Source organism: Sphingorhabdus sp. (genome assembly GCF_035329025.1).
GTDB lineage: Bacteria > Pseudomonadota > Alphaproteobacteria > Sphingomonadales > Sphingomonadaceae > Sphingorhabdus_B.
The window spans coordinates 66,073-86,920 of sequence record NZ_DAOLHN010000001.1; the positions used below are offsets into that span (position 1 = coordinate 66,073).

The 20,848-nt window shown below is 58.7% G+C and carries 13 protein-coding genes; 5 read left to right on the top strand and 8 right to left on the bottom strand.

Going from position 1 to position 20,848, the window contains the following annotated elements:
- Window positions 1–206: 206 nt before the first annotated feature.
- Both PKC81_RS00320 and PKC81_RS00325 read right to left on the bottom strand, forming a co-directional pair.
- On the bottom strand, window positions 207–569 hold the full coding sequence (locus PKC81_RS00320; RefSeq protein WP_324332606.1) for a hypothetical protein: 363 nt from the start codon (window positions 567–569) through the stop codon (window positions 207–209).
- Between the two features lie 201 nt (window positions 570–770).
- On the bottom strand, window positions 771–2,267 hold the full coding sequence (locus PKC81_RS00325; protein ID WP_324332607.1) for an aldehyde dehydrogenase family protein: 1,497 nt from the start codon (window positions 2,265–2,267) through the stop codon (window positions 771–773).
- A gap of 231 nt (window positions 2,268–2,498) precedes the next feature.
- On the opposite strand from PKC81_RS00325, the gene PKC81_RS00330 reads away from it, so the two are divergent.
- A complete protein-coding gene (locus PKC81_RS00330; protein WP_324332645.1) occupies window positions 2,499–3,674 on the top strand; it encodes an acyl-CoA dehydrogenase in 1,176 nt (391 codons plus the stop codon).
- A 96-nt stretch (window positions 3,675–3,770) separates the two neighbouring features.
- Here the strand turns inward: PKC81_RS00330 and PKC81_RS00335 are convergent, their stop codons facing one another.
- Window positions 3,771–8,405 carry an NAD-glutamate dehydrogenase domain-containing protein gene (locus tag PKC81_RS00335; protein WP_324332608.1) on the bottom strand — a complete coding sequence of 1,545 codons (4,635 nt, stop codon included), beginning with the start codon at window positions 8,403–8,405 and terminating at the stop codon, window positions 3,771–3,773.
- 197 nt (window positions 8,406–8,602) lie between these two features.
- On the opposite strand from PKC81_RS00335, the gene PKC81_RS00340 reads away from it, so the two are divergent.
- A complete protein-coding gene (locus tag PKC81_RS00340) occupies window positions 8,603–9,943 on the top strand; it encodes a dicarboxylate/amino acid:cation symporter (RefSeq protein ID WP_324332609.1) in 1,341 nt (446 codons plus the stop codon).
- A 99-nt stretch (window positions 9,944–10,042) separates the two neighbouring features.
- Here the strand turns inward: PKC81_RS00340 and PKC81_RS00345 are convergent, their stop codons facing one another.
- The 3 genes from PKC81_RS00345 to PKC81_RS00355 all read right to left on the bottom strand — a co-directional run bounded on the left by PKC81_RS00345 (window position 10,043) and on the right by PKC81_RS00355 (window position 12,718).
- Window positions 10,043–11,161: a class V aminotransferase gene (locus PKC81_RS00345; protein WP_324332610.1), complete on the bottom strand. Its 1,119-nt coding sequence runs from the start codon at window positions 11,159–11,161 to the stop codon at window positions 10,043–10,045.
- Window positions 11,162–11,282: 121 nt separating this feature from the next.
- Window positions 11,283–12,071 carry a tryptophan 2,3-dioxygenase gene (locus PKC81_RS00350; protein ID WP_324332611.1) on the bottom strand — a complete coding sequence of 263 codons (789 nt, stop codon included), beginning with the start codon at window positions 12,069–12,071 and terminating at the stop codon, window positions 11,283–11,285.
- A gap of 41 nt (window positions 12,072–12,112) precedes the next feature.
- Window positions 12,113–12,718: a TetR family transcriptional regulator C-terminal domain-containing protein gene (locus PKC81_RS00355; RefSeq protein ID WP_324332612.1), complete on the bottom strand. Its 606-nt coding sequence runs from the start codon at window positions 12,716–12,718 to the stop codon at window positions 12,113–12,115.
- 21 nt (window positions 12,719–12,739) lie between these two features.
- Between PKC81_RS00355 and PKC81_RS00360 the strand changes: the two genes are divergently transcribed.
- The 3 genes from PKC81_RS00360 (at window position 12,740) to PKC81_RS00370 (ending at window position 17,028) form a co-directional block, all read left to right on the top strand.
- On the top strand, window positions 12,740–13,900 hold the full coding sequence (locus PKC81_RS00360) for an aromatic ring-hydroxylating dioxygenase subunit alpha (protein WP_324332613.1): 1,161 nt from the start codon (window positions 12,740–12,742) through the stop codon (window positions 13,898–13,900).
- A 108-nt stretch (window positions 13,901–14,008) separates the two neighbouring features.
- A complete protein-coding gene (locus tag PKC81_RS00365) occupies window positions 14,009–15,610 on the top strand; it encodes an NAD(P)/FAD-dependent oxidoreductase (RefSeq protein WP_324332614.1) in 1,602 nt (533 codons plus the stop codon).
- Between the two features lie 41 nt (window positions 15,611–15,651).
- Window positions 15,652–17,028, top strand: coding sequence for an L-serine ammonia-lyase (locus tag PKC81_RS00370; protein WP_324332615.1), 1,377 nt, complete (start codon window positions 15,652–15,654; stop codon window positions 17,026–17,028).
- On the opposite strand, the gene PKC81_RS00375 is transcribed toward PKC81_RS00370, so the two are convergent.
- Window positions 17,009–18,295, bottom strand: coding sequence for an amino acid permease (locus PKC81_RS00375; protein WP_324332616.1), 1,287 nt, complete (start codon window positions 18,293–18,295; stop codon window positions 17,009–17,011). The genes PKC81_RS00370 and PKC81_RS00375 overlap by 20 nt on opposite strands.
- Before the next feature lie 11 nt (window positions 18,296–18,306).
- Window positions 18,307–20,772: a TonB-dependent receptor gene (locus tag PKC81_RS00380; RefSeq protein WP_324332617.1), complete on the bottom strand. Its 2,466-nt coding sequence runs from the start codon at window positions 20,770–20,772 to the stop codon at window positions 18,307–18,309.
- Window positions 20,773–20,848: the final 76 nt, after the last annotated feature.

Below are 20,848 nucleotides of genomic sequence, written 5' to 3' on the forward strand. Positions count from 1 at the left end.
TCCGCAATAAACCTTACCCAGAACGGGCATTGAGACTTGCGGGCGCGAATCAAAAGGGCCCCCACCGGTCTTCGGTGAAGGCCCCTAGAATATGCATGTGACTCTATTGTTCGATGTTGGAGACAGTTTCGTGAAACTTATGTTGCAACACTGTTACATCTGCTTCAAAACCCCAATCAAACAGCAATCGGCGGCCCAGTCGGCGACTATCTTTTCAGTGACTGCAACGACAACATAGCGGCCTTGCGCGAGTTCATGACCTTGCCGCTCGACAGCACGATGTCGAAATGCTCCCGACAATTGGCAGCCGCCTCAAACGCCTGCTGCGCCTGTGTCACATTTCCCAAACGCGCATGCGCACGTCCAAGATTGATCAGCCTTGCAGGATCATTGTGGGGCACGCTCTTCGCAGACTGGATCTGGCGCAACGCGGTCTCATTATCGTTTGCCATGAGCGCTTCAAAGCCCAGCGCGCCGCGTTCGTAACCGATTTCTGCTGCAGGGGTTCCGGCCAATGCTCCGGATGCTGCGAAGACCATTGGCGCCAATCCGATCAAAACCATTTTCATAGCGACTCTCCTATCCGCCATTTTTATGATTGTTACAGTATCATTACAGTGGGAGGGAAATGGAAGAAAAAAGCGTACGAAATGCCGAAAAAATCGCAGAAAACCTTACTATTTCATCTATACGACAATTATATGACATAAATTTGACTCCACCGCGTCAGAGGCAATGTTCGTCCAACAGGAATCCTGAGTCAGCCTTATTCAACCAATGTCGAATTTCACGCCCTGCGCCAGAGGCAACGCGCTGCTGTAGTTGATCGTATTGGTCGCGCGGCGCATATAGGCCTTCCAGGCATCAGAGCCGCTTTCACGCCCGCCGCCGGTCTCTTTTTCGCCGCCAAAGGCTCCACCAATTTCGGCACCTGATGTACCGATATTGACGTTAGCGATACCGCAATCGCTGCCTGCCGCAGACAGGAAAAGTTCGCATTCGCGCATGTCGAGCGAGAAGATTGAGGACGAGAGTCCGGCTCCGACACTGTTCTGAAGGGCGATAGCCTCTTCCAGCTTCGAATAGCGAAGCACATACAGAATTGGCGCGAATGTCTCGCGAAGGACTGGTCCACTATGATCTTCCATTTCGACAATTGCGGGACGAACATAGACGCCGGGCCGGTCGATCCGATCGCCACCATGTATCCGCGCGCCCATTGCATCAGCTTCGCCCAAGGCGGATTGCATCCGTTCAAAGGCATCTCCATCAATCAGCGGACCGCCCAGATTGGCGGTGTCCAGCGGATCGCCGACCGGGATGCTGGTCGCAGCGACTTTCAACTTGGCGACAAAATCATCGTAGATCGCATTGTGCACAAACAGCCGACGCAGGCTGGTGCAGCGCTGGCCGCTGGTGCCTACTGCCGAGAACAGCACCCCCCGCAAAGCAAGGTCAAGATCGGCCTTGTCGCTGACAATCGCTGCGTTGTTGCCGCCGAGTTCGAGGATGGTCTTGGCGAAACGAGTCGCTGCGGCCTGCCCGACAGCGCGGCCCATCGCGGTGCTGCCGGTAGCCGATACAAACGCTATGCGTGGGTCGGCGACAAGCGCAGCACCGGTTTCGCGCGCACCAACGATAACTTGCGACAGACCATCTGGCGCATCTTCAAAATCCCGCAGCACGCCGTCGAGCAAGGCCTGCACCGCCAGCGCCGTCAGTGGCGTTTTCTCCGAAGGCTTCCAGACGATGCTGTTGCCGCACACCAAAGCGAGCGCCGCATTCCATGCCCATACCGCAACCGGAAAGTTGAACGCACTGATAATCAAAGTCGGCCCCAACGGGTGCCATTGCTCCATCATCCGGTGGCCGGGACGCTCGCTGGCGATGGTCAGGCCATGGAGCTGGCGAGACAGGCCGACCGCGAAGTCGCAAATGTCGATCATCTCCTGCACCTCGCCCTCGCCTTCGGAGATTGGCTTGCCACACTCGATGGTGACGAGACGGGCGAGATCGGCCTTGTGTTCGCGCAAGGCATTGCCAAAGCGGCGGACGAGTTCACCCCGGAGCGGCGCGGGGATGGTGCGCCACGCGAGGAAGGCGGATTGGGCGCGGGAGACCGCAGTGTCTATTTCGTTGGCACTTGCTGTTGCGACAGAGCCAATCAAACCGCCGTCGATCGGGGTATGGACGGGGAGGTCGCCGGTGGGGATGGTGCAACTTAACCGCGTTAACAAGCTTCCCACTTCAATGGATAAAACTGACATGACCTAATCCCACCTCGTCATTCCCGCGAAGGCGGGAATCCATCTCCTGAATTATCGGCACTAAACAGCGGTTGCTGTAAACCGCAAGCTTTGGGGTTGGATTGATCGTCGATCACTGCGTTCTCCGCCTTCGCGGGAATGACGAAGCCTTGTTTAGTCGGCAGGTGTTGCCCAAAATCACGAAACATCCTAAGCGCCCAACCAGTTTCAGGAGTTACTAATATGGCCGAGATGGCAGCATTTGATTGGTCCGATCCCTTTTTCCTCGACGACCAGCTGACCGAAGAAGAACGCATGATCCGTGACGCCGCGCATGGCTTTGCGCAGGGCGAGCTGCAGCCGCGTGTGATCAAGGCGTTTCGGGAGGAAGTCGATGCCCCGGAACTCTTCCCGCTGATGGGTCAGGCAGGCCTTCTCGGCGCGACCATTGACCCGGCCTATGGCGGCGCGGGCGCCAGCTATGTCGCCTATGGCCTGATTGCGCGCGAAATCGAGCGCGTCGATTCGGGCTATCGTTCGATGGCCTCGGTACAGTCGAGCCTCGTTATGCACCCGATCAATGCTTATGGTTCTGAAGAGCAACGCCGCAAATATCTGCCCGGCCTCGCCGCGGGCAAGCTGATCGGCTGTTTCGGCCTTACCGAACCAGATGCGGGCAGCGATCCGGCTGGCATGCGCACCGTCGCGAAGAAGGTCGACGGCGGCTATGTGATCAACGGCAGCAAGACATGGATTTCGAACGCGCCGTTCGCCGATGTCTTTGTCGTCTGGGCGAAGAGCGAGGCGCATGGTGGCGGCATTCGCGGTTTCATTCTGGAAAAGGGCATGAAGGGTCTTTCCGCGCCCAAGATCGAGGGCAAGCTGAGCTTGCGTGCGTCGACCACCGGCATGATCATGATGGATAATGTCGAGGTTGGTGAAGACGCACTGTTGCCCGAAGTGCAGGGCCTGAAAGGTCCATTCGGCTGTCTGAACCGCGCGCGCTATGGCATCAGCTGGGGCGCACTCGGTGCCGCCGAATTCTGCATGCATGCGGCCCGCCAATATGGTCTTGACCGGCACCAGTTCGGAAAGCCGCTGGCCGCAAACCAGCTTTACCAGAAGAAGCTCGCCGACATGATGACCGACATCGCGCTCGGCCTGCAGGCTTCACTCCGGGTTGGCCGCCTGATGGACGAAGGCCGCTTCGCGCCCGACATGATCTCGATCGTAAAGCGTAACAATGTCGGCAAGGCTTTGGACATCGCCCGTCAGGCGCGCGACATGCACGGTGGCAACGGCATCAGCGAAGAATATCAGGTCATCCGACACATGGTGAACCTGGAGACGGTCAACACCTATGAAGGCGCGCATGATGTGCACGCGCTGATTTTGGGGCGCGCGATTACGGGGATTGCGGCTTTCTAAAAACCGTCGCCCCGGCGTAGGCCGGGGCCGCCGCAAGTTTATACTGATCGTATTGGGTAAACCGACCGTGGCCCCGGCCTACGCCGGGGCGACAGATCATCTACCCAACAATGTCCGCGCCTGTCCGGCGATCTGCGCGAGCATGGCGGGCGTCGGTAAGCCACCCCGACGCGCGCGGTCGATCATTGATCGGAACATCGCCACCCGGTCCTGATGCTTGCCCAGCCACGCCGTCACAGCATCGGCATCCATCGCCTCTTGCCGCCGCAGGAAATCGAGCCGCATCGCCTGAAAATCGCGCGCGAGGCCTGCGACCAGCAAGCGCTCCCACGGATCCTTGGGGTCCATCTGCATCGCGCTGTTCTGCGCCCAGCCGAGACCCAGCGCATCACCCAGCAGGACAAACGCCTTGGTCAGCGCCTTGGCATCCGCCTTGCGTTCGGTGGCCAGTGCGGCGAGACCGATTGCGCCGTCGAGTTGGGCGATGCGAACCAGCTTTGCCACCAGCTTGGCAGGCGCACCGCCCGCTGACAGCTTTTCACCATAGGCCTCTGTCTGCACGGCGACATCCGGCGTCAGCAATTCCTTGCGCGCCGCCGACAGCTCTTCGATGATCGGCATGTAATCGGCGATTGCAGCCCCGACAGTGCGGCCTTCCTTGCCGTTGCGGATCATGTCCGCCATATGCGCCCGGGTTTCGACCGCGACCTGCTGGAACAGCATGATGCGCGTCGCTTCGGGAATTTTGGCTTCGTCAATTTCGGCCCAGAGCGCGGGCAGATCAAACAGTCGCTCGGCTATTGCAAAGGCTTCGGTCACGACGCCCAACGTGCAACCTTCTTCCTCCGCCAGCTCGAACGGATGGAGCATGCCCATGCGATTGATCATGCGGTTGGCGAGCTTGGTAGCGATGATTTGCGGGCGCAAGCGATGCGACAGGATGGCGTCGCGATGTGCGTCGGCCATCGGTTTGGGGAAGGCCGCGAGCAACTCTCCGTCCATCGCGCTATCACCAGCGAGCGGGCCGTCCTCCGCCGCATCCTGCGCCGCCAGTTTGGCCGTCGACAACAGCACGGCAAGTTCAGGGCGGGTCAGGCCATGGCCTTCGGCTTCGCGGCGCAGATATTCATCATTGCCCTCCAGCCCTTCGACCGCGCGGTCAAGCTTGCCCTGGCTTTCGAATATCTCCATCAAACGAACATAGGCTGGCAAGTCCCCTGCCCCGCCGCTTTCGGCGATGGAGAGCGCCAGCGTCTGCATCCGGTTGTCTTCCAGGACCAGATCGGCGACCTCGTCGGTCATGCTGGCGAGCAATGTATTGCGCGGTTCGATCTTCAACCTGCCCGCCGCCATTTCGGCGTTGAGCGCGATCTTGATATTGACCTCATTGTCCGAGCAATCGACGCCCGCGCTGTTGTCGATAAAGTCGGTGTTGATGCGACCGCCTTTCAGGCCAAAGGCGATGCGGGCGGCCTGCGTGACGCCAAGGTTTGCACCTTCGCCGATCACCTTGGCGCGCAGATCCTGGGCGTTGATACGGATCGCATCGTTGGCGGGATCACCCACCTCTACATTGGCTTCGCTGGCGTCCTTCAAATAGGTGCCGATGCCGCCGAACCAGATCAGGCCGACCTCAGCCTTGAGGATCGCCTTCATCAAGGCGGCAGGTTCCATCACGCTATCCTCGACGCCAAGCAGCGCGCGAACTTCCGGCGAAAGCTTTATCTCCTTTTCGCTGCGCGCGAACACGCCGCCGCCTTTGGAAATCAGCTTGGCATCATAATCCGCCCAGCTGGAACGCGGCAGGTTGAATAGCCGCTGCCGTTCCTTCCAGCTTGTCGCCGGATCTGGGTTGGGGTCGAGGAAGATGTGGCGGTGGTCGAACGCGGCGACCAGCTTGATCGCCTTTGACAGCAGCATGCCATTGCCGAACACGTCGCCCGACATGTCCCCCACGCCCGCAACCGTCACTGGCTCCTTCTGCACATCAATGCCCATTTCGGCGAAGTGCCGCTGGACCGAAACCCAACCGCCCTTGGCCGTGATCCCCATCGCCTTATGGTCATAGCCGACCGAGCCACCCGACGCGAAAGCATCGCCAAGCCAGAAACCACGCTCGATTGCTATAGCATTGGCCACGTCGGAGAAGGTCGCAGTGCCTTTGTCAGCGGCGACCACGAAATAGGGATCGTCGCCATCGCGGATTACGACGCTGTCGGGATGCACGACCTTGTTGTCGACCAAATTGTCGGTGATCGACAACAGCGTGCGGATGAAGATGCGATAGCTTTCGGTGCCCTCAGCCAACCATGCGTCGCGATCGACGCGCGGATCGGGGAGACGTTTCGGATAGAAACCGCCCTTCGCCCCGGTAGGCACGATTACCGCATTCTTCACGCGCTGTGCCTTCATCAGGCCAAGAATTTCGGTGCGGAAATCGTCACGCCGGTCGGACCAGCGAAGTCCGCCACGCGCAACCGGCCCTGCGCGCAAGTGGATGCCCTCGACCCGCGGCGAGTATACGAAGATTTCGCGCCAGGGCAGCGGCGCGGGTAATCCCGGAACCTTCACACTGTCCAGCTTGAACGCCAGCGCTTCTTTCGAGGCGGGCGCAAAGGCATTGGTCCGCAGCGTCGCCTTCACCACCGCCTGCATCAAACGCAGGATCCGGTCTTCATCAGCAGCCGCGACCTTGGCCAAACCAGCCTTGATTTCTTCGTCCAGTTTCGCTGCAACAACCGTGCGATCACCGGCGAAAGCGGGATAGTGCAGCGCGTTGAACAGCGATACAATCGCACGCGCAATGCCGGCATTGTTGCCCAGCGCAGCAACGATAGTCGGAACACCATAGTTGAGGCCAGTCTGGCGCAGATAACGGTGCCATGCACGCAGCCAGACCACCGCCTGCGGTTCCAGCCCGGCAATCGTGATCAGTTGATTGAAGGCGTCATTTTCTGCCTTGCCGTCAATCACCTGGGTGAGCGCAGTTTCGATCACATCCTTGCGCGCGAACAGAGGCGCAGTAACCGCCCCACCGCGCAGACCCAGATGGAAATCGTGGATATGGGCAATCTCGCCCAGCGCGGTCGGCACCTGCTCGATCACATTGAAGCCGAAATTTTCAAGCACAGGGACGATGTCCGACAGCGGCATCGCGCCGCCTGCATTGTAGACCTTCAGGCTGAGCGTGCTGTCATCCTTGTCGGCATCGGCAATCAGGCGGGAGATACGACAATGGTCGCGTTCCATCGCCAGCAGGCTGATCATGTCCTGCGCCGCCTCTGCAACCGGATAGGCTACGCGATGCGATTGCGGGAAGGCGGCGGCATAGCGCTCCATCAGGGCAGCTGCCCGCTTTTCATCAGTTACGCGTGCCAGCTCTGCCTCAACGGCAGGCTCCCAGCCGCGGACCATCAATTGGAGGCGTCGGTCTAGTGCGGATTCGTCGATGTCAACACTGCGATCTTCAAGGTCGAGCAGGTAGCGGAGCAGGCCGATGCCGCCATCCTCAAGCCCGATTGACCAGCCAAGCACGCTCGCGCCCTTGGTCTCGGTCAGCATCGCCTCTATCGCGCGGCGCAAGCCGGTCGAAATTTCATCACGCGGTAGCCAGACAAACACAAACACATGCCGCCCCAGCGCAGAACGCACGGCGAGCAGTTTGGGCCGAGGACGGTCGGTCAGAGACATCGCCGTCAAGGTCACCCGTTCCAGATCAGCCTGCTTGAACGACACCAGCAGATCGTGCGGCAACGAGGTCAACGCATGCGACATCGCCTTCCCCGCATGACCCGACGGGTCAAACCCATATCGGGTGAGCAAATCGGAAAGCTGGGTGCGGAGCAGCGGAATACGTTCGGGCGGGGTCGCGAGCGCGTTGCTCGTCCACAGGCCGCCGGTTACGCCCAGCCCTTTGATCTTGTCGCCGTCGCGCACCGGCACGACCAGTATGTCGAGCTGTACCGCGCGGTGCACCGTCGACACGCGGCTCGATTTGAGGATCAAAGGCGCTTGCCCACCTTCGGCAAAAAATGCTCGGGCGCGGGTTATACTTTCCTCTGAAAGCAATGCGGTTTCGCTAGATCGGGCCAACCCCAGACGCGCCTCACGTACGCCGTCGCCCATGATGCGTTCATGTGCCAGCACGGTCATCGCGCCATCCATGAACCAGCGCATCAGCGCTGCTCCCTCACCTTCGGGCAGGCTGTCGGCATCTTCGGACATCGCGCCCTGCATCTTGCGCCAGTCGGTCACCGCGCAGCGCACATCTTCCAGCACCGCGGCGAGGCTGTCGGCAAGAGCACGCCGTTCTTTCGCATCAATGCGCGAAGTCTCAACATAGATGAAGCTTTCGCGCTTACCCGTCGATCCACGCTTCTCGCTGACCGCGGTCAGCGTGCCCGAAGCATCACGTTCGACATCGACCACCGGATGGATCAGCCGCTCAATGGCGACATTGGCGGAGGCGAGAGCAGCCGCAACAGAATCCACAAGGAAGGGCATGTCGTCATTGATCAGCGCCACACGCATCGCCAGTCGTCCGCTGGCATCGGCAAATGTATCAACCGCGATGTTGGACTTGCCGCTTGTCCGCTTCGCAGCTGTCGCCAGCATGAACTCAACCGCCTGAGCCTGCGCATCCTTGCCAAATCCGTCAATCTCGCCGGGAAGGGTGCGGGCCAATATTGCTGAAAGCAGGGGTTTCGCCAATTTGGGGTCGGCACTTGCCATGATCACTCGCTCCGCGTCGTTTGAGGGCCTTTCGCCCCTTTTGATTTTCCAAGCCCTATGCCCCCGTTGGGACGACCAAACAACCGGATAGTTGCGTTTGAAACGAAATTTACGCTGCGGAAACGGATGCGCTTGCCGTGCGGTTACCGCTCGGTTACCACAGCCGAAGAACAGACAAAGATTAAGGGGAAGCATAAATGGATCGCCGACTGACATGGTATATCCTTGCCGGGATGATCCTGGGCGTGGTTGTCGGCTATGCCGTTCATATAGGTATAGCGCAGGACAATGTCTGGTTCGAATATGCGACCAAGACATTCAAGTTGCTGTCGGATATCTTCCTCAACCTGATCAAGCTGCTCGTCGCGCCCTTGATCCTGTCGACCATCGTCGTCGGGATTGCGCATATGGGGGACAGTTCGGCGCTCGGCCGCATAGGTTTCCGCGCGATCAGCTGGTTCATTATCGCCAGCTTCATATCGATCGGCCTCGGCCTGTTGATGGTCAATGTCTTCCAACCCGGCGTCGGTGCTCCAGTGGATACAGTCGCCGCGGCCGCGCAGAATATCGGCGAGGTGAAGAAGCTCGATTTCTGGGAATTCATCCTGTCAATCTTCCCCAAAAACGCCTTCGAGGCGATGGCGACCAACAACATTCTGCAGATACTCGTTTTTGCGCTGTTCGCTGGTGTCGCCCTGTCGGCATTGGGCGAGAAGGGCGCGCCACTGGTACGGGGGGCCGATGCGCTCGCCGAAATGATGTTGCAGATCACGCACTATGTGATGCGTTTTGCTCCGTTTGCTGTCTTCGGCGCGCTGGCTAAGGTGGTGGCGACCAGCGGCTTGGCTATCCTCGGCACTTATCTGGAGCTGGTGGTCGAATTCTATCTGTCGCTGACAATCTTGTGGGTGATCCTGCTTTCGCTAGGTGCGATTTTCCTGGGGCGGCGGATATGGACGCTGATCCGTTACATCCGCGAGCCGATGTTGATAGCTTTTTCGACCGCCTCATCCGAGGCCGCCCTGCCCAAGCTTTTCGAACAGCTTGACCGCTTTGGCGTACCGCGCCGGATTTCCGGCTTCATGCTGCCATTGGGCTATAGCTTCAACCTTGACGGCTCGATGATGTATATGAGCTTTGCGACAATCTTCATCGCGCAGGCCTATGGCATGGACTTGTCGATCGGCACGCAAATCCTGATCCTGCTGACCCTGATGATTTCGTCCAAGGGTGTCGCCGCCGTGCCACGTGCTTCGCTGGTCGTGATCACCGGCACGCTCGCCATGTTCGATTTGCCGGTGGAAGGCGTCGCCCTGATCCTCGCCATCGACCAATTCCTCGACATGGGTCGCACCGCGACCAATGTAGTCGGCAATGCCGTTGCGACCTCGGTTATCACCAAATGGGAAGGCATGCTCGAGGTTGAAGAGCCCGAATTCATCGAACCACCCCATGCCCCGTCGCACACTGTTGCGGGTGGCAAGGCCGGCCTGGAATTGGCCGAGGATATGGTCGAGGATCAGCGAACGAAGACTTGAGGTACGCCGTCGCCCCAGCGAAGGCTGGGGCCGCTGGAGGTTGTATCCTTCAGAGCTGACTAAACCGACTGCGGCCCCTGCCTGCGCAGGGGCGACGGATTAGATTTCCCGCAGGATATCGGCCAACTGGTCGACATCCTGCGCATCCTGATAGATTCCGAAACCTATCCGCAGCACATCACCGCGCACGTCGATTATGACGTTTCGCGCTTCCAATGCAGCATGTAGAGACGGTGCCGAAGGACCGCGATAAGCGAGAAAGCGGGCGTGCGCGCCATCACCGAGCGGATTGAGCAATTCAAAACCGGGCAATCCGTTCGCCTCGACAAATTGGCGCTGCAACTTTACGACATGCGCTGAAACAGAGGCGGTCGTTATCCCCTCCGCATCCAACATCCGGCGCACGGCATTGAAGCGGTACAGCCCCGAAGCGTCAAATGTGCTTCCCAGAAACCGGCCGCCATCCTGCGCATAGCCGACAGCACCGGGAGGAAGGGCAAGGTCTTCAAACGCGGCATACCAGCCCGTCACCACCGGCCTTGGCGCGAAGCCCGGCGGCGCGTGAAGGAAGCACACCCCCTCCCCCGCCATCGCATATTTATATCCGCCGGAGACATAGAAGATGCGGTCGGCAATCGCCGACAGATCGGTCTCGATCGCCATGAAGCCATGATAGCCATCAACCACAACCCACGGCCCTTCGGGTTTTGCTTGTGCGGCCAACCGTTCAAGCTCGCCGATGATCGCGCCCGAGTTGAACAGCACCTGGCTGGCAAAGATCAGGTCGAAACCACCTGACTCTGCCTTCGCCACCAGTTCGTCCGCTGGCGCATTGACCAGCTCCGCCTCACCCGCTTCAACCCAGCGCGCCATCTGGCGGCGAAAGCTGTGGAATTCACCATCGGTGGCAAGCACGCGTACCGGGCGTTTCGGGATCGCAGAGAAAATGCGGACGAGGAAATCGTGGGTATTCGGCGAAAAGGCGATGGTGGTCGAGTCGGGCAGTTTCAGCTCACGGGCGATATGGCTCTGTGCTTCCTCCAAAACCGGCCCCATGATGCGGCCCCATTTCAGGTCGGCAAGCCGCGCCGCATCCTCCCATGCCTTGACCTGACCGTCAAAGCTGGCGTCGGGCCAGAGGTGGTGGCTATGCGCAGCAAAGTGCAGGCGATCAGGGTTGGCAGATAGCGCGCGGGAGAAGAGATGTTTGTGGGTCATCAATACCCCTCCCGCTTGCGGGAGGGGTTAGGGGAGGGCACGAGCGAAGCGAGCCTGAAACAACGCAGGCCCACCCCTGGCCCCTCCCGCAAGCGGGAGGGGAGAAAATCAGCCGACGCCCTCACAACATCGTCCTCAAGGACCAGAGCTCCGGAAAGGCGCGTTTCGCCAAGGTGGCTTGCAGGTAACTGACGCCCGCAGTTCCACCTGTCCCGCGCTTGCCGCCAATAACGCGTTCGACAGTAATCACATGCTTGTGCCGCCATGTCGCCATGGCATCGTCGAGATCGACCAGTTTCTCGGCGAGCTGGTACAATTCCCAATAGCGTTCCGGTTCGCGATAGACGGTCAGGAACGCATCCTCGACTTCGGTATGCGCAACATAAGGCTGGCTGAAATCCCGATTCAGAACTTCAGCTGGAATCGGCAATCCGGCGCGCGACGCCGCCGCAAGTGCATCGTCCCAGATACTCGGCGTTTGCAAGGCATCGCGCATCGCTTGCTGTGCTTCCGGACGATCCTCCTGATATTTCAAGAAACCGCCATCTTTCAGGCCCAGCATATATTCGACTGTGCGGAACTGGTCCGACTGGAAGCCCGAACTCGGCCCGAGCACATGGCGGAAGCGGGTATAATCGGATGGTGTCATCGTTGAGAGAACATCCCAGCTCAACGTCATAACTGCCTGGATTCGACTAACCCTTGCCAGCGCCTTATAGGCTGGTATCAGCGCATCCGCCTGCACCTGGACCTTCGCCAGCTTCATCTCGCGGATGATCTGTTTCAGCCACAATTCTTTGGTCTGGTGAATGATGATGAACAGCATCTCGTCATCCAGTTCGGATTGCGGGTGCTGGCAAGCGAGCAGATCGTCGAGCGCAAGGTAGCGGGCGTAGGTCATATCGGTCATGCCCGACCGATACAGTTTCAATTGAAACTATGCCAGCCCAGTCAACCTAGAAGAACATCGAGCCATTTCTCGACCAGCACCCCGGCCTCCGCGCGGCTGAAGGGTGCATCGCCAAGGCTGAGTTCGAGCCACAGGCCGTCGACCAATGCCGTCAGCGCAACCGCTGTCAGCCGGTGGTCGGCGGGCTGGCAGGTCGAAAGCAGTGCTTCGAGGTCAGCGCGATAGTCACGGTAAATCTCTCCATGCAGCTTCGCTATCTGCGGATCGGTCTTGGTAAGTGCCCAAAAGGCGAGCCAGGTTGAAAGCAGCTCGGGATCGGCAATCGGGGGGACGAAGCTGGCGGTCAGATAAGCGAGCAAACGTTCGCGCGGGGTTTGGGGAGCAGCGGCAACCGCGTCGGCCAGCGCCTTTTGCACCCGATCCCCAGTCCAGCGATAAGTTGCTGCGATCAGCGCATCGATGCCGTCATAATAATGCCTTAGCAGACCGGGCGAGACCCCTGCCTCTGTGCAGATCACGCGGACCGATGTTCCCTGCACCCCGTTGCGCGCGAGCGAGCTTGCGCAGGCCGCGATCAACGCCTCTCGCCGGGCATCTGCGCTTTCGCGCGTAAAGGATGATCGGGCAGCTTGCATATTGTTATACACTCGTATAACAACTGCTGCGTCATGGCAAGCATACACACTCTCGACATAGGTCAGGACTCTCTGGATGGCTGGAGCCTTCCGGCTTGGACCTATAATGATCCTGAATTCGCGCAGGTCGAAATAGACCGCATCTTCCGCCCTGGGTGGCAGGTGGTCTGCCATGTCTCCGATGTGCCTAATGCGGGCGATTGGCACAGCCTCGATTATGTCGGCGAAAGCGTCATCGTTGTGCGCGGAGCCGACCAGCAACTGCGCGCCTTCACCAATGTCTGCCGCCACCGCGGCAGCCGCATCGTCGATGGTGCAAGCGGTTGCGCAAAGAAACTGGTCTGCCCATATCATGCTTGGACCTATGACCTGGACGGTCGCCTGAACGGCGTTCCCGACAGCGCCTCCTACCCCACGCTCGACAAGAGCAAGGCGGGTCTCGTGCCGGTCGATATGGAAATCTGGCGCGGCTTCATTTTCGTCCGTCTCGAAAGCGGTGGTCCCTCGGTCACCGATATGATGGCGCCCTATGAAGATCAGGTTGCGCCCTATCGCTTCGAAGAATTGAAGGCATTGGGCCGCGTCACGCTGCGCCCGCGCGATGTGAACTGGAAGAATGTCGGCGACAATTATTCGGACGGCCTCCACATCCCCGTCGCGCATCCCGGCCTCACCCGCCTGTTCGGCAAAAGCTATGGTGTAGAGGCCGAGCCGCATGTCGACCGCATGTGGGGCGACCTTGTCGACCGGCCATCGAACAACTGGTCTGAACGCGCCTACCAAAACCTGCTGCCACCCGTCCCGCATCTGCCGGAGGCGAACCAGAAACGCTGGCTCTATTTCAAGCTTTGGCCGTCGGTCGCGTTCGACATCTATCCCGATCAGGTCGATTTCATGCAGTGGCTGCCGACCGGGCCGACCACCTGCCTGATCCGCGAAATCAGCTATGTCTTTGACGATGATCGCCGCGAAATGAAGGCTGCGCGCTACCTCAACTGGCGTATCAACCGTCAGGTCAATGCAGAGGATACCGCGCTGATCACCCGCGTACAGCAGGGGATGGCGAGCCGTACCTTCTCGATGGGCCCGCTGTCCGACAAGGAAGTCTGCCTCAAAACCTTCTGCGCGCGGATCCGTGACCTGATCCCCGAAGCGCGATTACCAGAGCGTCCAAAATCGGGTTGGAGCAAATAAGCCCCCCTCCCGCTTGCGGGAGGAGTTAGGGGAGGGCCTGTTCCTCCAGTCATTGTTATACGGGACAGGCCCTCCCCCGGCCCCTCCCGCAAGCGGGAGGGGAGAAAAATGAAATACGACGCGGTAATCATCGGTGGCGGCCATAACGGCCTTGTCTGCGCATTCTATCTTGCCCGTGCGGGCATGAGGGTGCGCATCGTCGAGCGCCGCGATGTTGTCGGTGGTGCGGCTGTAACCGAGGAATTCCACCCCGGCTTCCGCAATTCGGTGGCGAGCTATACCGTCAGCCTGCTGCAGCCCAAGGTGATCGCCGACATGCGCCTTGCCGACCATGGCTATCGCGTGATCGAGCGCCCTATCAGCAACTTCCTGCCGCAGGAAGATGGCGGCTATTTGAAACTGGGTGGTGGACTTGAACGCACGCAAGCGGAGTTTGCGCGTTTCTCAAAGCTTGATGCGCAAGTTCTGCCCGAATATTACGACATGCTCGAAGGCGTCGCCGATGTGCTACGCGATCTGGCGCTCAAATCCCCGCCCAATGTGGGCGAGGGCTTGAAGACATTGTTTGATGGTGCGCGGCAGGGCATGGGCCTTGCCCGCCTGACGCTGTCTCAGCAGCGCGACGTGCTCGATCTGTTTGTCAAATCCGCCCGTACCTTCCTCGACAGCTGGTTCGAAAGCGAAGCGGTAAAGGCTGCCTTTGGTTTTGACGCTGTGGTCGGCAACTATGCCAGTCCCGACACACCGGGCAGCGCCTATGTCCTCCTCCACCACGTATTTGGCGAAGTGAACGGCAAGAAGGGCGCATGGGGCCATAGCGTCGGCGGGATGGGCAACATCACCCAGATCATGGCCAAGGTGTGCCGCGAGCATGGCGTCGAAATCAGTCTCGAAAGCCCCGTCGCGCGCGTGCTGGTCGATGGCGGCAAGGTTGCAGGCGTGCGCCTTGAAAGCGGCGAGGAAGTGATCGCCGACCGTGTGATTTCCAATGTCGGGCCGAAACTGCTTTACGAACGGATGTTCGAGCACAGCGACCTGAGCGGCGAATTCAAACGCCGCATAAAGGGCTTCAAGGCCGGCAGCGGCACCTTCCGTATGAATGTCGCTTTGTCCGAATTGCCCAAATTCACATGCCTGCCCGAACCCGGCGAACATCACCAATCGGGCATCATCATTGCCCCGACGCTCGATTATATGGACGAAGCTTTCCTCGACGCGAAACGCTATGGCTGGTCGAAAAAGCCGATTGTCGAGATGCTCATCCCTTCGACGGTGGACGACAGCCTAGCCCCCGAAGGCCAGCATGTCGCTTCGCTCTTTTGCCAGCAGTTCGCACCCGAACTTCCCGATGGCCGCGATTGGGATGTCGAGGAAGGCAAGGCTGCCGATACGATCATCGATACCGTCGAAGCCTATGCCCCCGGCTTCCGCGCCTCGATCCTCGGCCGCCAAATACTCAGCCCGAAGGGGCTTGAGCGCAAATTCGGCCTTGTCGGTGGCGACATCATGCATGGCAATATGAGCCTCGACCAGCTCTGGTCCGCACGACCTGTACTTGGCCACGGATCCTATCGCGGACCGATCAAGGGGCTTTATATGTGTGGTGCCGGCACGCATCCAGGCGGCGGCGTGACCGGCGCACCTGGGCACAATGCGGCGCATGTGATCCTGCGCGACAAGCGTTCCTGGCTCGGACCCAAGTGGAACTAAAATTCCTCGCACCTGAAATATAATATCGCTATCAGGGCGCCATGTTATCGGTGCTCGATCTGTTTCGCGTCGGAATTGGCCCGTCGAGTTCGCATACGGTTGGGCCGATGCGGATAGCTGCCCGTTTCCTGTCCCATATGGAGCGCCACCGAAATATATCCCAAACCACGCGGATTCAGGTTGAACTGCAGGGATCACTCGCACTAACCGGTGAAGGCCATGGAACCCCGCGCGCGACGCTGCTGGGATTACTCGGTTTCTTGCCTGAAACGATTGACCTTGAACAGGCGGAACAGTCGCTGGCCAAGCTGCACCAGTCCCGGCGATTGCATCTTTCCGAAGGCCACGAAATTGCCTTCGATCCGTCGAACGATCTCATCCTCGACTTCGACAATATCCCCGCATTGCACCCCAATGGCATGAGCTTGACAGCATTTGATGCGGCAGGACGCATCGTATCAGCCAAAACCTATTATTCGACCGGCGGTGGCTTCATCGCCTCGGAGCGGCAATTATCGGCACCGGTTGAAGATGATCGCATCACCGTCGGCAATATTGTGCCCTTTGCATTCAGCAGTGGCGCTGAATTGCTGAATCTATGCAGCACACATGGCATGAACATTCACGACCTGATGCTGGCCAATGAAAATGCAATGCGACCGAGCCAAGAGACCGAAGAGCGTCTCGATGCGATCGCACGGATCATGCTCGATTGTGTTGATCGCGGTCTCGCGACCGAAGGTATCCTTCCCGGCCGTCTGCAGGTCCAGCGCCGGGCAGCGCATCTGTGGCAAAAGCTCAAGGCGGCACCGCTTGCAAATGAGCGCGAAAGTCTGTTCGACAGGCTGAACGCCTATGCCATGGCGGTAAACGAGGAAAATGCAGCCGGCGGCCGTGTTGTTACCGCGCCTACGAATGGTGCAGCCGGTATCATTCCAGCGGTTATCCGCTATTATTGCGTCGATGCCGAACGCCCCGCGAAAGACATCCACACCTTCTTACTGACTGCAGGTGGCATCGGCCTCCTCTACAAACAGCGCGCGTCCATCTCGGGCGCGGAAATGGGCTGTCAGGGTGAAGTCGGCGTTGCCTGCTCGATGGCCGCCGCTGGACTTGCGGCAATCTGGGGCGCCACAGCTGAGCAAGTCAGCATCGCCGCCGAAATCGGGATGGAACATAATCTGGGGCTTACATGCGATCCGGTCGCCGGATTGGTGCAAGTGCCCTGTATCGAACGAAATGCCATAGGTGCCGTCAAGGCGGCAAACGCGGCGCGACTGGCGCTGCATTCGACCGGGCCGATGCGCGTCAGCCTCGATCAAGTCATCGAAACAATGCGCCAAACCGGGCTCGATATGTCGAGCAAATATAAGGAAACCGCGCAGGGCGGCCTAGCCGTCAATGTGGTTGAGTGTTGAGCGAGCGCCGCGTCCACCAGTAAAGCGGCAGGCCTGCGAGCATCAGCACGATGCTCAAGCCGCTGGCGTCAACGCCCGCGCCCCACAGGCTCCATACACCAAATACCAACCCGATCAGCGCGAAGGGCACAGCGATCTTGCGCTTCAGCGCTACGGCTGCACAGGCGAGATAGAGCCAGAGCGTGACCGACGTGGTGACCAGCGCCATGAAGGTGAAAAGGCCAGCCATCGATTGGCTGCTGTTCGCCAGCACCAGCAGGCTTCCCAGAACCGTCGCTGACAGCAGGCCGTTGATCGGCACGCCATTGGCCGTCGTGCGGGCAAACCATTGTGGCATCATCTGCCTTTTGGCCATTTCGAGCGGGACTTCTGCTTGCACAAGTGTCCAGCCATTGACCGCACCAATTGCGCTAATCGCGGCAAAGGCGGCCACCAACGAGGCTGGGCCCGGCGACCAGAAGGTCGAAACAAACAGCTCGAATGGAGCTGGAGAGGCCGCGACCTTATCTGCGGGAAGCATCAAAGTGATGCCCGAACAGACGATCAGATAGATTATGCCAGATAGCAATGCGCCGTAAAAAGTCGCGCGCGGAACATTGCGTTGCGGGTTGTCAATCTTGTGCGATGCAGCGCAGGCCGCCTCAAAACCGATCATTGCCCAAAGCGTCATGGCCGCCGCTGTGTTAACCGATGGAAGCGACAACCCTTCCGCCGGATAAGGCGCAAGTGCCGACATCCCATCACGACCAAAAATCAGACCGATCAGGATAGCGACGACGATCAAAGGCGTCAGCTTGAGCAGGGTCGTGATCACCTGGAACGAGCCAGCTGAGCGCACCCCGAGCAGATTTACCGCCGTCATCGTCCAGATAACCCCAAGCGCAGTGAGCGATGGATGTTCACCCAGAACAGGCAGGAAACTGGACATATAGGATGTCGCGCCAACGGCTATCGTCACGCAGCCCGTCCATACAGAAACCCAAAAGGCGAAACCGATAAGGAAGCCGGCGAGCGGGCCGAAACTGCGCTCTACAAGTTCAGCTGGGCCAATAGCTCCTTCATGGGCAGCTGTTAGTTTGGCTAGGACATGGGCGAGGCAAAGCGCACCCGCGATAGTTACCACCCAGCCTGCAATCGCATTCCAGCCAAAGGGCGCGAGCCCTTGAGGCAACAGAAACACGCCGGATCCGATCATATTGCCCATGACCAGCGCCACAGACATGAAAAAGCCGAGCTTTTGGCCCGGCTTTTCCGTTTTGTCGTTCATCAATCCAGCGATCAGAAATCGCGGCTGAATTTAAGGCCGATGATACGGGGTTTAATCAGCGTGTCGTAGAAGGTTCCACCGAGAGCAGTCCCACCATCCGGATCGCCGCACACCGTTTCGATGCAGGAGACGCCAGTGTTCACGACGCCCAGTTCATCAAGCACATTCGTCGCGAAAGCCTCAATACTCCACTGGTCATTCTTCACACCAAAGCTGAGATCGACGGTCGTGTACGCGTCGAGCTTACCTTTGATTCCTGCTTCAAACGGACGCAAATCGCTGCGGCGGCTCCCGGTATGATTTGCCGCTACCTGGAAATGCCCGTTCCAAGCCGCCACGGGGAATTCATAACGGGCAACGACATTGCCTTTGAATTTCGCGGTGACAGGCAGGCGCGAACCTGATGGTGCCAGCGTATCGTTGATTTCGTTATTCCGATCGATGGCACCACTGCCATCTAGATCCACATCGATAGTACAATCAAACTGCGGGTTCGCGATCGCGCAAAAATCGCGGCGAATCTTTGCGTCATTATAGCTGAAGCCCGCATTGATACTGAATCCACCATTGCGATACCCGACATCAAATTCCGCACCACGAATGCGCGCAATGCCAGCATTGCGAACTTCGCTGAGCCCATTGGCTCCAAGGAATGACAACTGGATATTGTTCCAGTCCAGCTGGTACACCGCACCATTGAAACGGAATGCGCCGAAGGTGGTTTTCCAACCCAGCTCGTAATTATCGAGCTCGTCCGGACCGTATGGCGGCAGGGTACCGCGACGATTCACGCCACCGGGGCGGTACCCGCGCGACCAGGTCGCGTAAACCAGTGCATCGTCGTTTATCTTGTAGGTCGCATTCACCTTATAGATTGCGTCTGTATCCGAAGTCGACTTGTCGACATTGGTGCAGGGCGAACCTGCCACATCGGCGGGGGCGAGTGTACCCGTCGGATTGTCCCGCAAGGTTGCTCCAGTCGTCGTGAAGCATGCAGCAACGCCAGTGCGGCTTGAATAACCGTCGGAGTAGCCGAAGAATCCGATCAACGAGTTGTCATATTTATACAATCTCGCACCGCCGGTTAGCGTCAGCTTGTCCGTAACGTCGAAGCTCAACTCGCCAAATGCCGCATAGTCACGGTCGGTACGCAACTGCTTGGTCAACCAGATATTGCTATCGGTTCCTGGAACTGTAATCGCGTCAGCGATATTGTCGATGATGTAGTTTTGTTCGATATTGTGTGTCTGGCGCTGCCAGAACAAGCCACCGATGAAACGCAGTGATGCGTCCTGCGGCGAAGATACGCGAAATTCGGCGAAACTCTTCCGATAGCGGTCGATGCCCTGAATATACTGGTTCGGGCTGACAGGGTCACCGGCATTGTCGTACCAATAGGCACCATAACCTGACAGGGCATCATAGAAATAGCCATAGTCCGAATAGTCACTTTCGGTATTGGTCTTGCGGCGCAGGTGACCACCGGTCAGCGTCATATCCCAATTACCGATTTTGCCTTCGATGGTCATTGCAGCCTGGATCCATTTGTCCTTGCTGCTTTCGGGATTGTACTGGACAATCTGATAGTTGCCGCTGTTCTGGCCCGAACGCTCACGCGCGTAACTGCCTTCGGTTTTCTGGACCTGGCCCATCAGGGTCGGTTTGATAGTCCAGCTGTCATTCAACTCGATGCCGAGAGCCAAACGTGCGCCATAGGTTTCGGCGTCGTTATAGTTTTTCTCGACCAGGGCAGCGTTGTTCTGTGTAATGCCAGAGGTCGCATAAGTCCGCGAACCCGGAATATTGTCGATATAGCCGCCATCATCGCGATACCAGCCGACAAGGCGCAGCGCGGCACGATCGCTGAGCGGCGCGTTAATGAAACCCTCGAAAACCGAACCAAAATCGCCATGCGCGACATTGTTGATTTCAACCCCGACATTTCCATAGAAACCCGATGTGTCCGGAGCATTGGTGACAAGCTTCAGCGTGCCAGCCATCGAGCTTGCACCATACAGCGTGCCCTGCGGACCTGCGAGCGCTTCGACGCGCGCAAGGTCATAGGCATGAATGTCGAGCGCGCCCTGAATGGTCGTGATCGGCATTTCGTCCAGATAGGTGCCAACAGTCGGCAACGACGTCGAGTGGTTGGCGTTTTCGCCCGAAGCGACGCCGCGGAAGTAGACTTGCGCAAAACCCGGCCCACCCTGCTGGATGGTCACAGACGGCAGGAACTTGACGACATCGGCAAATTCATTGACCTGGAGCTGGTCGAGCTTCTCGGTGCCGATTGCAGTGATAGCAACAGGAACGTCCTGCAAATTCTGCTCGCGCTTTTGCGCGGTAACGACGATTTCGTCATTGTCGCCTTCGGCCGCCGCTTGGGCAAAGGCCGGTACAGACATACCGATAGCACTGGAGGCCATCAAAGTAGCGACTGCTGTCCGAACATAAATATTGCTGTGTGTTTTGCGCATTGCGCACCCTCCATTATGTTGCAATGCCGCAATTCCTCATATTTCTGGAATCGTGGCAAGAATTTTTCGTCAAATG